Here is a 14,123-nt window from a genome sequence, read left to right as displayed (position 1 = left end):
GACGACGACGCGGCAGGGGGCGGCGGGGCGGAAGGGGATGGCGGGACGGAAGGGGGCGGCGGGACGGGGCGGAGGTCATGGGCCGACGCCCCCGAGCAGCTCCGGGAGACGGCCCGCGCGGGCGAGGCGTTCGAGCGCGTCCAGGGCGCCGACCGCCGCCGCGGCCGCCGCGGGATCACGCCCGGCGAGCCCGCTCTCGGCGAACTCGTCCTCGTCCAGCCGCAGCACCTCCGAGGCGTCCGCGGACACCCAGAGGTCCAAGTCCAAATCCTCCACCAGCACTTCGTCGCCGGCGACGACACAGGGGCGGGTGATGTCGCAGTACCAGCCCTTCAACAGGCCGTCGCCCGTACGGACTTCCTTCACCGCGTACCACCGGTCGCGCCAGTAGTGCTCGGTGAACACGTCACCCGGTGCGAACGTCACGAAGCCGAAGTCCCGTACGCCCGGGGCGGCCCACGGGGCGAGGACGGTCACCCGGCTGCCGTCGTCGGCCAGTCCGCGGGCCGGGTAACGGATCTTGGTCCGGCCGGCCTTGGTCAGGACGACGGTCAGGGCGACGGCCCCGTCGGCGGCCACCTCGCCGGTCCCGTCACCGGTTCCCCCGGTGGGTGATGCCGGCTGTGCGGACATGACGTACCTCCGTCGCGCGCGCCCGGTGACCCGGACCGGGCGTCGATGGCGCGGCCCTCTCCCGGAGAGGGACGCGTGGACGGGGCCGACCCTACGTGGGGGAATCGACGGGCCGCCTCCGGGTTTCCGGGCGGGAGGTGCAGAATCTGCACCGTGACTCTGACGATCGTGATCGACCCGGACACCGGCACCGCCCCGTACGAGCAACTGCGCGCGCAGATCTCCGAACAGGCCCGCTCGGGCGCGCTCCCGGTCGGGTACCGGCTGCCGACCGTGCGCGGGCTCGCCGAAGAACTCGGCCTGGCCGCCAACACGGTGGCCAAGGCATACCGGGCCCTGGAGGCCGACGGCGTCATCGAGACCCGCGGCCGCAACGGCACCTTCGTCGCGGCGGCCGGGGACGCGGCGGACCGCAGGGCCGCGACCGCCGCACAGGCCTACGCGGACGAGGCCAGGCGCCTCGGCCTCTCCCGCGCCGACGCCCGCGCCCTCGCCGAGGACGCGCTGCGGGCGGCGTACGAGGGGTGAGGGCGGGCGTCACGCGGCAGGCCCCGTGCCCGGGCCCGCCGCGCACCGCTACAGGTACAGGCCCGCCTCCGCGCCCGCGTCCTGCTTCGGCACGGAGGCCGGACCGCTGCCCCGGCGCAGCGCGAACAGCTCGGCCAGGGTCGCCCCCTCGCGGCCGACGCCCTCCTCCGTACCCAGCCAGGACACCGCCTCGGGCCTGCTCAGCGGGCCGACCTCGATCCGGGCCAGGCAGCGGCCGGGCCGGACGACCGCCGGGTGCAGCCGCTCCAGGTCCTCGTTGGTGGTGACCGCCACCAGGACGTTCCGGCCCTGGCCGAGCAGACCGTCCGTCAGGTTGAGCAGCCGGGACAGCGCCTGGCCCGCCGTGTGCTTGGCCTCGCCCCTGATGAGTTCGTCGCAGTCCTCCAGGAGCAGCAGCCGCCACCGCCCCTTCTCCGAGCCGTCGTCCTCGCCGATCGCGATGTCCATCAGATAACCGACGTCGTTGAAGAGGCGCTCCGGGTCCAGGACGCAGTCCACCTGGCACCAGTCGCGCCAGGCGCGGGCCAGCGTCCGCAGCGCCGAGGTCTTCCCGGTCCCGGGCGGGCCGTGCAGCAGCAGGAGCCGCCCGGAGATGTCGTCCGGGGTGACCTTCATCAGCCCGTCCATCGCCCCGGCCACCTGGGCCGAGTAGTTGGGGCGGACCTGCTCCCAGGTGCCCGCGGAGATCCGGCGGGTGGTGCGGTGCGGCCCGCGCTGCGGCGAGACGTACCAGAAGCCCATGCTCACGTCCTCGGGCTGGGGTTCGGGCTCGTCCTGGGCGCCGTCCGTCGCCTCCTTGAGGACGCGCTCCGCCAGCTCGGCGCTGGTCGCGGTGACGTTGACGTCGGCGCCCCGGCTCCACCGCCGCGCGAGCAGGGTCCAGCCCGCGCCCTCGGCGAGCGTCGCGCTCCGGTTGTCCTCGCGGGCGGTCCGCACCACCGTGGCGTCCGACGGTACGAGCGTCCTGCCCGGCTTCACGCGCTCCAGCGAGGAGCTGTGCGCATACGGCTGCTCGCCCGTCGTGAAGCGGCCGAGGAACAGCGAGTCCATCACGTCGGAGGGGGAGTCGCTGTCGTCGACGGTGAGCCGGATCGGCAGCGCGGACTCGAGGTTGGCAGACATGCGCCCATGATCCGCCAACGTGCGGCCCGGCGCACCGGGTTTCCCCGACGGGTGTGGCCCCTCGTCCCGGCCGGGTGCGCCGGATGCGGGGGTCTCGCGGGGGCGGGCGCGAGCGGGCACGAGGCGGGTGGGCGGGGGCGGGCGCGGGCGGGCGCGAGGGCTTCACGAATCCTCCAAGTTCCGCCCGTATCAGGCGAATTGCGTGACGCACCGTCAACCACCGCATGCGTGTACGTAATCCTGCGCCCGGGATACGCGTGTGTCCTTGCGGAGCGATAGGGTTAACCTGCCCGCACCGGGTGCCCTCGTACGGGTGGGGAGTGACATGGAACAGATAACGGTCCGCAGCAGGCCGCGCGTGCCTGCCATCACATGTGGAAGCAGTGCGACCAGTTCGCGGCTCGACCGCCATCTCGCGGTGCTCGGCGGCCCTGCCGTCCCGCAGCGCGAGGCGGCCGAGGCGACGCTGCTGATGCGCGAGCTGACCTCGCGCGACGCCGCGCACCGCCACGGCAGCAAGAGCGCCCGCGTGTCGCTCTTCGCCCCGCTGCGGAGACTGCGGCGCTCGCTCTTCGGCAGCCGCCACTGACGGGTCGGCCTGCCACGACCGGCCCGGCCGAAAACAGGCCCGGCCGCCACCGGGTCGGCCCTCGCGCGGGTCGGCCCGGGAGATCGCTCTGTCCTGATCTCCCCGCTCCGATGTCCTGATGCCGGTACCGCCGCCTGCCCGCCCGTCCTCCCCGGGGCGTACGGCGGCACCCGCCCGCGCGCGGACGCGGCATGGACGAACGGCGTACGGATGCCGGGCCCCCTCCCTGCCCGGCAGCCCGCGCCCGTACTGGTTCTTCCGCTCCGCACCCCGTCGGCCGGCCCGTACCCGGTCGGCCGGCCCGCACCCCGTCGGCCGGCCCGTACCCGGTCGGCGGTCCTACGCGCCGCGCGCGACCTGCGCGGGCGCGGGGCGTTCCAGCTGCCGAAGTCGGGGCCGATCGGCGCCAACGGACTCGCCCTCAGAGCAGGGCGAACTGCCCCCCGGGCCCCTCCTCCTGCCCGCCTAGCACCGTCGCCGGGCGTCGCGCCGCCGCCGGAACCGGCAGCACCCCGGCCGCCCGCAGCTCCTCCCGCGTGAGCGTCCGCGCCGCGTCGATCTGCACGGCCAACTCCCGCTGCCGGTCGCGTACTCCGTCGAGCAGGGCCAGTACGGTGATCAGCTCCAGCAGCTCGGAGGTCCACTCCCGGGGCCAGACGGCCGGTCCCACCGCGTCCAGCCCGTCCCGCTCCGCGCCGGTCCACGCGGCCGCCCGCCGGCCGAACCACACCTCCAGCATCCGCACGCCGCCCACCCGGAACTCCCAGGCCCCGGAGGGCACCGGGGCGATCCGCCCCTCGTCGAGCAGCAGCGTCCCGTTCTCCGCGTCGTACGCCACCGAGCCCGGCCGGGGCGGCACCGCGGACCGCACGTAGGGCCGCCGTCCGCCCGGCAGCCGGGGCCGCTCGCCCCCGCGCGCCCCGCGCAGTTGGAGCCGGAGCAGCTCGCGGCCCAGCTCCACCCCGGCCGACCACAACGCACCCTCGCGCGGCAGCGGCACGAGGCACCCGCCGGGGACGGGGCGCGCTGCGGCCAGGGTCCAGGCGAGCAACGACTCCGGGGTCACCTCCCCACCGTCCGGGCCGAGCCCGGCGTCCCTGCCCGGGCCGACGGCTCCGAGTGCGGCGCACAGCCCCGGGGCCAGATTGGGTTCGACCCCGCCGGGACGCCGGAAGAGCGGCCGGACGCGTCCGGGCCGGCCGGCGGGCGCGTACCCGTCGGGGAGCAGCGCGGTCACCGACAGGGCGGGGCCACAGTCGCCGGGGAGGTACCCGTGCTCGACGGCGAAGAGCTGGTGGGCGTCGGCCACCCGCCAGAGTTCGGGGCGGGCGGCGTCGATCAGCCGGTGGTCCGGAATCAGCCACTGCTCGTCGAACGGCCCGTGCAGGACGCGTACCGGCTCGGGGTACGCCCCCGGGGCCCGGGCGAACCGCCCGGTGGAGGTGGCCTGTCCGGGGAGCGAGGCGACCGGAGTGTGCGGGGTGCGGAACCGGGTGGGCCGGAACAGCCGTTCCTGCTCCTCGCCGTCGGCCCGCGCCAGCTGCTCCCAGCGCGCTTTCAGGGAGGCGGGGTCGGGGCCGGTGATCCAGGATCTGCCGGTCCGCAACGGGCGTACGGACCACGGCATCAGCTCGTCCAGGGTGAGGTGGGCTGCCTCCGGGCCGGTGCCCTTCCGGGAATCCGCTGCCACGGTGCCGCCCCCCCCGTTCGCCACGTCCGCCGCCCTGGGCATCGTAACCGGGCGGCGGGGTGTCCCGCGGGGCCCCGGCGACTCTCCCGACGAACCGGTGCGCGTGCCGGGCGGGACGGGGCGGGACGGGGTGGGGCGCCGTGCCGGGTCAGTCCGCGTCCACCGTCACCGAGAAGGAGAACCGGTCGCCCCGGTAGTGGATGCGGGCCACGTCGACCACCCGGCCGCCACTGTCGTAGGTGACGCCGGTGAAGTGCAGGATCGGGCTGAGCAGCGGCACCCTCAGCAGCTCGGCGGTGACAGGGTCGGCGAGGCGGGCCTCCACGGTGTCGGTGATCCGGGATATCGGCACACCGGCCGTGTCCCGCAGGATCTTCGTCATCGGCCACCGCTCCAGCTCGGCGGCGTCGACCCGGGCGGCGACCTCCGGACGCACCATGTTCTCCGCCCAGTTGACGGGCTCGCCGGTCACCGCGTCGCAGCGCAGCCGCCGGTAGCCGACCACCTCGGCGCAGTCCGGGAAGTGGTGGGCCAGGTCGCCGGGCACGGCGGTGGGGCCGTGGCCGAGGACCGTCGTCCGCTCGCCCGACTGCTGGGCCACGATCGCGTCGACGGACCCGAGCACCCGTACCGGCGAGACCCGCCTGGCCCGGGGCTCGATGAAGGTGCCGTGCCGTCGCTGCCGGTTGATCAGCCCCTCCGACTCCAGCTCCTTGAGTGCCTGGCGCATGGTCAGGACGCTCACCCCGTAGTGGGCGGCGAGCCGCTCCTCGGTCGGCAGCCGGGGAGGGGCGTCGTGCGGCCGGCCGAGTATCGAGGCGCGCAGCGACTGCGAGACCTGGTACCAGAGCGGGAGCTTCCCGTTCAGCACCAGGGAGTCGGGGGCGAAGGCGGCCGCCACCCCCGTACCCGTAGTCGTACCCGTGCCCCGGTCGCCGTCGCCGCCCTCCGGGGCGGCCGGTCCGCCCCGTCGGGTCCGGCCACGGTCCGTACGTTCTGCTTGCATCCGGTCCACCTCCTGGTCACACCCCGGCTCGCCGGACATGGAAGCTATGGCCGGAAGTTGCTGTCCAGACCCTGCCACACCCCGTCGTAACCGTGCTGGAGATGGGGGGCGGAGGCGGCGTGACCGGTGAGCGTGAGCGGACGGCGTGTCTCGAACATGAACGCCAGCCCGTCGTCGATCCGCTGTGGTACGAGCTCCGCCGCGCTCGCCCGGTCGAAGGTCTCCCGGTCCGGTCCGTGCGCCGACATCATGTTGTGCAGCGAACCGCCGCCCGGGACGAAGCCGCCGGCCTTCGCGTCGTACGCGCCCTCGATCAGCCCCATGTACTCGCTCATCACGTTCCGGTGGAAGTAGGGCGGCCGGAACGTGTCCTCGCCGACCAGCCAGCGCGGGGCGAAGACCACGAAGTCGACGTCGGCCAGCCCCGGGGTGTCGGTGGGCGAGGTCAGCACGGTGAAGACCGACGGATCGGGGTGGTCGTAGCTGATGGTGCCGATGACGTTGAATCGGCGCAGGTCGTAGACGTACGGCGTGTGGCTGCCGTGCCAGGCGACGACGTCCAGCGGAGAGTGGTCGTACGTCGCCGTCCAGAGGTTCCCGCAGAACTTGTTGATCACCTCGAACGGGCCCTCGCGGTCCTCGTACGCGGCTACCGGAGCGCGGAAGTCCCGTGCGTTGGCCAGCCCGTTGGCGCCGATCGGCCCCAACTCCGGGAGCTGGAAGGGGCTTCCGTAGTTCTCGCAGACGTACCCCCGGGCGGTCGCGTCGAGCAGCTCGACCCGGAAGCGCACCCCGCGCGGGATCAGCGCGACCTCGCCGGGGGCGGCGCGCAGCAGGCCCAACTCGGTGCGGAGCAGCAGGGATCCCCGCTCGGGGACGATCAGCAGCTCGCCGTCCGAATCGCTGAACACGCGTTCCGTCATGGAGGAGTCGGCGTGGTACAGGTGCACCGCCATGCCGGTGCGCCCGGCCGCGTCGCCGTTGCCGCCGAGGGTCCACAGCCCGGCGACGAAGTCGGTGCCGGGGGAGGGGGCGGGCAGCGGGTCCCAGCGGAGCCGGTTGGGATCGGGCACGGTCTCCGTGAAAGGCGCGGAACGGAGCGCGCCGTTGCCGGTGCGGACGAACGCCGGATGCGCGGCGGAGGGCCGGATCCGGTACAGCCAGGAACGGCGGTTACGGGCCCTGGGCTCGGTGAACGCGGAGCCGCTGAGCTGCTCCGCGTACAGCCCGAGCGGCGCGCGCTGGGGGGAGTTGCGCCCGTGCGGCAGCGCGCCCGGCACCGCCTCCGAGCTGTGCTCGTTGCCGAAACCGGTGGAGTACGCCAGGGGTCCGGCGGACGCGGCGCCGCCCCCGGTGGTGTCCGTGCCGTGCGTGCTGTCCGTGCCGCCGGTGCTCCGCGTACCGCGTGTGCCGTTCGTGTTCCGCGTACCGCGTGTGCCGTCCGTGCCGCCCATACCGCTGCTCCCGGTGCCGAGACGGGCCCCCGCGGCCCTCGGGAACGCGCGGGAACCGTGGAGGATGAATCCTATGGACCACCGTAGGAATGGAGAAGGGGCCCGTCAACGCCAATCGCCGCGCGTCCGGAGGCCGGGCCGGGCGGGGGCCGGGCGGGGCCGGGAGCGGGGGCCGGGCCGGGTGGTCTCCGGCATGATGGGGCCGTGTCCCATCCGAAACCGAAGCTGCGCCGCACCCCCGTCCAGCAGCGCAGCGCCGAACGGCTCACCCGGATACTCGACGCCTGCGCCGCACTCCTCGACGAGGCCGGCTACGAGGAGCTCTCCACCCGGGCCGTCGCCCTCCGCGCCGAGGTGCCCATCGGGTCCGTCTACCGCTTCTTCCCCAACAAGCGCGCGCTGGTGGACGCCCTCGCGGTGCGCAACCTCAACTCCTACACGGAGCACCTGACCACCCGGCTCGCCGCCGTCCCCGCCGCCGACTGGCGGGGGGCCATCGACGCCGTACTCGACGAGTACCTGGCGATGCGGCGTACGCTCCCCGGCTTCGCCCAGGTCGACTTCGGCGCCGCCGCGCACGCCGACGACCCCCAGCACCAGGCGAACCACCGGCTCGCGGACCGGCTCGCCGAACTCCTCGCGGGACATCTGGGCGGCAGCCCGGACGAGGACCTGCGGCGGGCCGTCCTGGTCGGCGTGGAGGCGGCCGACGCCACGCTCCAACTCGCCTTCCGTGAAGACCCGTCCGGCGATCCGGCGATCGTCGCGGAGATCCGGGTGCTGCTCCACGCGTACCTCGCGCGGGTGCTCGACTGAGGGGGCTTCGCGCCGGACACCCGTTCCGTCCGGGGGCTCCCCGGCATGCGTACCGGTCGGTATGCTCGCGCTGACCCAGTCGCTCCCCGGGGAGGCCCCGTGTCCGCCAACTCCCGTACCGCACCCCGTATCTGCCCGCTCTGCGAGGCCACCTGCGGACTGACCCTCACCATCGAGGGGACCACCGTCACCGGAGTGCGCGGGGACCGCGACGACGTCTTCAGTCAGGGGTTCATCTGCCCCAAGGGAGCCGCCTTCGGCGGGCTCGACGCCGACCCCGACCGGCTGCGGACCCCACTCGTCCGCCGTGAGGGCGTCCTGCGCGAGGCGACCTGGGAGGAGGCGTTCGACACCGTCGCCGCACGCTTCGACGAGGTCACACGTGCTCATGGCCCGCAGAGCGCCGGGCTCGTCCTCGGCAACCCCAACGTCCACACCATGGCCGGCGGCCTCTACCCGCCCCTGTTGATCGCCGCGCTGCGCACCCGCAACGTCTTCAGCGCCAGCACCCTCGACCAGATGCCCAAACACGTCTCCAGCGGGCTGCTCTTCGGGGACGCCAACGCCATCCCCGTACCCGATCTCGACCGCACCGACCACCTGCTGCTCATCGGCGCCAACCCGCTGGAATCCAACGGAAGCCTCTGCACCGCGCCCGACTTCCCCGGCCGGCTCAAGGCGCTCCGCGCCCGGGGCGGCACGCTCACCGTCGTCGACCCGCGCCGCACCCGTACGGCCAAGCTCGCCGGGCGCCACCTCGCGATCCGGCCCGGCGCGGACGCCCTGCTGCTCGCCGCCCTCGCCCACGTACTCCTCGAGGAGGAGCTCGCGGCCCCCGGAGCGCTCGCCGGGCACCTGGACGGACTCGACCGGCTCGCCGACGCCCTGGCGGACTTCACCCCGGAGGCGGTCGCCGGGCCCTGCGACCTCGACCCCGCCACGGTCCGTGCCGTGGCGCGGGAACTCGCCGCCGCGCCGACCGCCGCCGTCTACGGGCGCATCGGCAGCTGCACCGTCGCGCACGGCACCCTCGCCAGCTGGCTGGTGGACGTCCTCAACATCCTCACCGGCAACCTCGACCGCCCCGGCGGCGCCCTCTTCCCGCTCGCCGCCACCGCACGCGCCCCGCGCCCCGCCGGCCCCGGCAAGGGCTTCGCACTCGGCCGCTGGCGCAGCCGGGTCTCCGGACACCCCGAGGCCAAGGGCGAACTCCCCATGGCCGCACTGGCGGAGGAGATCGACACCCCCGGCGAGGGCCGCATCCGCGCCCTCGTGGTGCTCGCCTCCAATCCGGTGCTCTCCGCCCCCGACGGCGACCGGCTCGACCGGGCGCTCGCCGAAGGGCTCGACTTCATGGTCAGCGTCGACCCGTACCTCAACGAGACCTCCCGCCACGCCGATGTCGTCCTGCCCCCGCCGCCGCCCTCCCGCTCCGCCCACTTCGACTTCGCGCTCAACGCCCTCGCGGTGCGCAACCAGGTCCGCTACACCCGCCCGGCCGTACCGCTGGACGAAGGAGCCCTCGACGAGAGCGAGATCCTCGCCCGGCTGATCCTCGCCGTCGGCGGCAACCACGGTGCGCCTCCGGAGACGGTCGACGCGCATGCCGTCGCCGCCGCACTCGACCGGGCCGGAGCACCGGGGGAACTCGCCGAACGCCTCTCGGGAACCACCGGACCCGAGCGCCGGCTCGACCTGATGCTGCGGCTGGGCCCGTACGACCTCACCCTCGACGATCTGCTCGCCCACCCGCACGGCATCGACCTCGGCCCGCTCCGCCCCCGGCTGCCCGAGGTCCTCAGGACCCGCAGCGGCCGGATCGAGCTGCTCCCGGAGCCGCTCGCCGCCGACCTCCACCGGCTGCGGGAGGCGCTCGGCGACACCCCGGCCCCGCTGGTCCTCGTCGGCCGCCGCCATCTGCGCTCCAACAACAGCTGGATGCACAACGTCCCGGCGCTGGGCGGCGGAACGAACACCTGCACCCTCCAGGTCCACCCCGAGGACGCGCACCGGATCGGCCTCGTGGACGGCGCCACCGCCCGGATCGAGGCGGCGGGAGGAGCGGTCGAGGCGCCCGCCGAGATCACCGACACGATCCGCGCCGGAGTGGTGAGCCTGCCGCACGGCTGGGGACACGGCCGCCCCGGCACCCGGCTGTCCGTCGCCGCCGCCCGGCCCGGCACCAACGTCAACCAACTGCTCGACGGGACCCTCCTCGACCCGCTCTCCGGGACCGCCGTGCTCAACGGCTTCCCGGTCCTGGTGACCGCCGCCCGGTGACTGTGCGGGCCCGGTCGAAGGACCGTCGCCGCCCACCCGCCGTACCCGTCAACTCCCTTGTCCCCAGGGCGAAAACATTGCGACAACCGGAATCACCCCTGGCACTTCCGGCTCCGCCGCCCTCTCCCGTCGCAACCTTCGCGCGAGTCATTCACACACCCCGCACCGTGGGTTAACTTCAGGCCACGCAGCCGCTCCCCACAGTGCAGCCGCATCACCTTTCCATGGGCGGAACCCTCATGACTCGCGCGATCTCTCTGCAGGACATCAGCAAGGCGTACGGACGGGGTCCGCGCGCAGTGGACCACTTCTCGCTCGACATCGCACCCGGTGAGTTCGTGGTGCTGCTCGGCCCCTCGGGCTGCGGCAAATCCACCGTCCTGCGGATGATCGCGGGGCTGGAGGAGGCCACCGAGGGGGAGATCCTGCTCGACGGCGTACCGGCCTCCCATCTCCAGCCCCGCGAACGGGGCATGGCGATGGTCTTCCAGAACTTCGCGCTCTACCCGAGCATGACGAACCGCGGCAACATCGGTTTCCCGCTCAAGCTCCAGAACCCGCGCGAGGACGCCACCGAACAGATCGAGGCCACCGCCCGGATGCTCGGCATCGAAGGCGTCCTCGACCGCTACCCCGGCCAGCTCTCCGGTGGTGAACGCCAGCGCGTCGCCATGGGCCGGGCCATCTCCCGCCGCCCCTCGGTCTTCCTGATGGACGAGCCGCTCTCCAACCTCGACGCCAAGCTCCGCAACCACCTGCGCGCGGAAATAGCCCAGCTCACCAAGGAGTTGGGGGTCACCACCGTCTACGTCACGCACGACCAGTCCGAGGCGATGTCCCTCGGCGACCGGGTCGCCGTCCTGCGCGGCGGAGTGCTCCAGCAGGTCAGTGCGCCGCGCGAGGTGTACGCGCTGCCCGAGAACGTCTTCGTCGCCGCCTTCATCGGCACCCCGAGGATCAACCTCCTCCAGGCCGTCGTGCACGCGCCGCTCGAAGGCCGGATGTCGCTCGACCTCGGCCGCCAGCGCCTCGCGCTGCCCGAACCGCTCAGCCCCGACCACCAGTTGCTCCGCATCCAGCAGGGCCGCCGGATCATCGTCGGGCTGCGCTCCGAGGCCGTACGGATCGCCCCGCCGAGCCAGGCCCGCCCCGGCGAGGTGGCGCTCGGCGGCATCGTCCAGCACGTGGAGTACCAGGGCCACGAGGCGCTGGTGCACCTCAACACCGGATCGCAGCCGGCCGTGGTGCCCGACCTCGAATCCGCCCGCCCGGAAACGTCCACGCGCCGGCGCCGCGCCGCGGGCGGGCGTGCGGGAGGGATGGACCACGGCGACCACGGGGACTCCGCGCGCCGCGGACGCCGGGAGGGCACGGCCTGGGCCCGGGGCGGCGGCCTCGGCGTACTGGAACGCCTCCGGGAGAAGGCCGGCCACATCAGCGGACCGGTGGTGGCGCTCGGCGAACCTCCCCGCAACGGAAAGGGGCACGCCATGAGCGGCCCCGACCGCCCGGCCGTCACCCCCGGCGACCTGGTCGTCCGTACCAGCCCGGACATGCGGCTGCGCACCGGCGGCCAGGTGCCCCTGCTGGTGGACCTGGCGCACCTGTACGTCTTCGACCACCAGGGCCGGCGGATCTGCCCGCTGCCGAGGGACGTGCCGGGGCTGGACGCCTGAGCCGCCCCCGCCCCGCCCCGCGCGCCCCGGCGTGTACTCGTCGACTCACGCGTCCTCGTGAGGAGCGCCGCGGGGACCGTCGCCGGTTTCGTACCGGCGCGACGGCCCCCGGGGCGTCGTCGTTCCTCAGCCGTCCGAACCGGTCCCGGGGGACGGCGATCCGTCCGGTGCCGCCCCCGCGGGCTTGGTGGCGAGGATGTCGCGGGCCTGTGCGGCGGCGCGGGTGATGCTCTCCGAGACGAAGTCGGTGAAGCGGGCGATGTTCTCCAGCCGGTGGGCGGCCGGGGTGCCGGACCCCAGCACGCCGACGCCCTGCCGTGCCACCTGCGCGAGTTGGGCGGTGGATCGGGCGCTCGCCATCACCGACTGGTACCAGACGTCGTCGTCGGCGACGTACCGCTCCCGGCGCCCCTCGTCGCGCTCCCGGCGGACGAGCCCCTGGCTCTCCAGGAACGCGATCGACTTGGAGATGGTCGCCGGGCTGACCTGGAGGCGCCGGACGAGTTCGGCCGCGGTGACGCTGCCCGCGTCGGTGGTGAAGAGGCAGACCAGGACCCCGGCCATCATCCTGGACAGCCCCGACTGGACGAGGACGTCCGTGAACATCTCCTCGTACGCGCGCACCGCCTCCGCGTCCCGCCCGTGCTCCGGGGGGGCGGGCGCCTCCGGCTCCCGGGCCTCCGCGTGCCGCGGGCGCTGCGCCCGGCGCCCGGTGGCGCGCTGGGCGAGATCGGCGCGGTAACCGGCGGGGCCGCCGTTGCGCATGACCTCGCGGGTGACGGTCGAGGTGGGGCGGTCGAGACGCCGGGCGATCTCCGCGTAGGCCAGGTCGTCGGCCAGTCCGAGCGCGATCTGCTGGCGCTCCTGCTGGGTGAGTCTGCCTCCCGGCATCGCGTTCTCCTTCGTGGTGCGTGCGAGGGGCCCCGGTCCGCGCGGAGCCCTCATGGTGCGACCCTAGCGTTCGCACTCAGGCCATTGCAACGACGGCGTGTGTGGTCGTTGCGTTCGATGCAAATCCATTGCAATGAAATCCCTCAATCTACCTGCGGAGACCGGAATTTCGGGGATTACGTCGTTGCCGGATCTATGAATGCAACGTAGCGTTTCTCATGTCGGAAACGGCGGGCCGCGGTGGTCCGCCCAGCAGACCAAGGAGAAAACGATGCAGAAGTTCACCACCCCCGCCCCGGTCTCGGCCGTCGTCGACATCCCCGCCGGACACATCCGTTTCATCGCCGCGGACCGGGCCGACACCGTGGTCGAGATCCTGCCCGCGGACGCCTCCAAGGGCCGCGACGTCAAGGCGGCCGAGCGGATCGAGGTCACCCACACCGACGGAGTGCTGCGGATCGAGGCCCCCGAGGCGGCCAACCGGATCCTCGGCCCCTCCGGATCGGTCGAGCTGACCGTCCAGCTGCCCGCCGGCTCCCACATCGAGGTGAAGGCGGCCGCCGCCGAACTCCGGGGCGTCGGACGGCTCGGTGACGTCGTCTTCGACGGCCAGCAGGCGACCGTCAAGCTCGACGAGACCGAGAGCGCCCGACTCACCGTTCTCGCCGGGGACATCACGGTCGGCCGCCTGGGCGGACCCGCCGAGATCAGCACCCAGAAGGGCGACCTCCGTATCACCGAGGCCGTGCGCGGAACCGTCACCCTGCGCACCTCGCACGGGGAGATCGCCGTCGGCGCCGCCCGCGGAGTCTCCGCCTCCCTGGACGCCGGCACCACCTACGGCCGGGTCCACAACGCGCTCGCCAACACCGACGGCGCCGCCGCCGCCCTGAACATCCACGCGACCACCGCCTACGGCGACATCACCGCCCGCAGCCTGTAAAGGAGCACCTCCCATGGCAATCCCCACCACCGACCTGGCCATCGCGGCGAAGGGTCTGCGCAAGTCCTACGGCGACAAGACCGTCCTCGACGGCATCGATCTGGCCGTCCCGGCCGGCACGATCTTCTCCCTGCTCGGTCCGAACGGTGCCGGCAAGACCACCGTCGTCAAGATCCTCTCCACCCTCATCACCGCCGAGGCCGGCGAGCTGAACGTCGGCGGCCACGACCTGGCCGCCGCCCCCCAGAAGGTACGGGCCGCGATCGGCGTCACCGGCCAGTTCTCCGCGGTCGACGGACTGATCACCGGCGAGGAGAACATGCTCCTCATGGCAGACCTCCACCACCTGCCCAAGGCGGAGGGCAAGCGGGTCGCCGCGGAACTGCTGGAACGGTTCGACCTCACCGAAGCGGCGAAGAAGCCCGCCTCCACCTACTCCGGCGGCATGAAGCGCCGCCTCGACATCGCCATGAC

Annotated in this window: 13 protein-coding genes; 7 read left to right on the top strand and 6 right to left on the bottom strand. The window is 73.7% G+C overall.

What is annotated here, in order from left to right:
• Nucleotides 1-75: 75 nt before the first annotated feature.
• Nucleotides 76-633 (bottom strand): DUF402 domain-containing protein, encoded by a 558-nt coding sequence (locus ACWCWD_RS31115; protein ID WP_450777981.1) that lies wholly within the window; start codon nt 631-633, stop codon nt 76-78.
• A 153-nt stretch (nt 634-786) separates the two neighbouring features.
• Between ACWCWD_RS31115 and ACWCWD_RS31110 the strand changes: the two genes are divergently transcribed.
• Complete coding sequence (locus ACWCWD_RS31110; protein WP_386894375.1) at nt 787-1,161, top strand: GntR family transcriptional regulator; 375 nt, start codon at nt 787-789, stop codon at nt 1,159-1,161.
• Nucleotides 1,162-1,209: 48 nt separating this feature from the next.
• Here ACWCWD_RS31110 and ACWCWD_RS31105 read toward each other — a convergent pair whose 3' ends face one another.
• Entirely contained in the window at nt 1,210-2,304 is a 1,095-nt protein-coding gene (locus tag ACWCWD_RS31105) for a DUF5925 domain-containing protein (RefSeq protein ID WP_450777979.1), read from the bottom strand.
• A 325-nt stretch (nt 2,305-2,629) separates the two neighbouring features.
• On the opposite strand from ACWCWD_RS31105, the gene ACWCWD_RS31100 reads away from it, so the two are divergent.
• Nucleotides 2,630-2,893: a hypothetical protein gene (locus ACWCWD_RS31100; RefSeq protein ID WP_327174938.1), complete on the top strand. Its 264-nt coding sequence runs from the start codon at nt 2,630-2,632 to the stop codon at nt 2,891-2,893.
• Nucleotides 2,894-3,314: 421 nt separating this feature from the next.
• Here ACWCWD_RS31100 and ACWCWD_RS31095 read toward each other — a convergent pair whose 3' ends face one another.
• From ACWCWD_RS31095 to hmgA, 3 genes are all read right to left on the bottom strand, one after another.
• Nucleotides 3,315-4,625: a type ISP restriction/modification enzyme gene (locus ACWCWD_RS31095; protein WP_450777977.1), complete on the bottom strand. Its 1,311-nt coding sequence runs from the start codon at nt 4,623-4,625 to the stop codon at nt 3,315-3,317.
• 106 nt (nt 4,626-4,731) lie between these two features.
• Nucleotides 4,732-5,589 (bottom strand): GntR family transcriptional regulator, encoded by an 858-nt coding sequence (locus tag ACWCWD_RS31090; RefSeq protein WP_450777975.1) that lies wholly within the window; start codon nt 5,587-5,589, stop codon nt 4,732-4,734.
• A 44-nt stretch (nt 5,590-5,633) separates the two neighbouring features.
• Nucleotides 5,634-7,043: a homogentisate 1,2-dioxygenase gene (gene hmgA / locus ACWCWD_RS31085; protein WP_450777973.1), complete on the bottom strand. Its 1,410-nt coding sequence runs from the start codon at nt 7,041-7,043 to the stop codon at nt 5,634-5,636.
• A gap of 204 nt (nt 7,044-7,247) precedes the next feature.
• Here hmgA and ACWCWD_RS31080 point away from each other — a divergent pair, with 204 nt between their 5' ends.
• The 3 genes from ACWCWD_RS31080 (at nt 7,248) to ACWCWD_RS31070 (ending at nt 11,815) form a co-directional block, all read left to right on the top strand.
• Entirely contained in the window at nt 7,248-7,859 is a 612-nt protein-coding gene (locus ACWCWD_RS31080) for a TetR family transcriptional regulator (protein ID WP_450777971.1), read from the top strand.
• A gap of 99 nt (nt 7,860-7,958) precedes the next feature.
• Nucleotides 7,959-10,139 (top strand): molybdopterin-dependent oxidoreductase, encoded by a 2,181-nt coding sequence (locus tag ACWCWD_RS31075; protein WP_450777969.1) that lies wholly within the window; start codon nt 7,959-7,961, stop codon nt 10,137-10,139.
• A gap of 239 nt (nt 10,140-10,378) precedes the next feature.
• The gene (locus ACWCWD_RS31070) at nt 10,379-11,815 is read left to right on the top strand and encodes an ABC transporter ATP-binding protein (RefSeq protein ID WP_450777967.1); all 1,437 of its coding nucleotides are present in this window, start codon (nt 10,379-10,381) and stop codon (nt 11,813-11,815) included.
• A gap of 126 nt (nt 11,816-11,941) precedes the next feature.
• On the opposite strand, the gene ACWCWD_RS31065 is transcribed toward ACWCWD_RS31070, so the two are convergent.
• Nucleotides 11,942-12,706 carry a helix-turn-helix domain-containing protein gene (locus ACWCWD_RS31065; RefSeq protein ID WP_450777965.1) on the bottom strand — a complete coding sequence of 255 codons (765 nt, stop codon included), beginning with the start codon at nt 12,704-12,706 and terminating at the stop codon, nt 11,942-11,944.
• A 271-nt stretch (nt 12,707-12,977) separates the two neighbouring features.
• Here ACWCWD_RS31065 and ACWCWD_RS31060 point away from each other — a divergent pair, with 271 nt between their 5' ends.
• Together ACWCWD_RS31060 and ACWCWD_RS31055 are read left to right on the top strand one after the other, a co-directional pair.
• Nucleotides 12,978-13,649, top strand: a complete 672-nt coding sequence (locus ACWCWD_RS31060; RefSeq protein WP_450777963.1) for a DUF4097 family beta strand repeat-containing protein — start codon at nt 12,978-12,980, stop codon at nt 13,647-13,649.
• A 13-nt stretch (nt 13,650-13,662) separates the two neighbouring features.
• Nucleotides 13,663-14,123: ABC transporter ATP-binding protein (locus ACWCWD_RS31055; RefSeq protein WP_450777961.1), on the top strand; the 461-nt coding region annotated here is incomplete at its 3' end.

The organism is Streptomyces sp. NPDC001493, from assembly GCF_053597235.1.
Note: the sequence above shows the minus strand (reverse complement) of the source record. Positions and strands in the feature narration are given on the sequence as shown.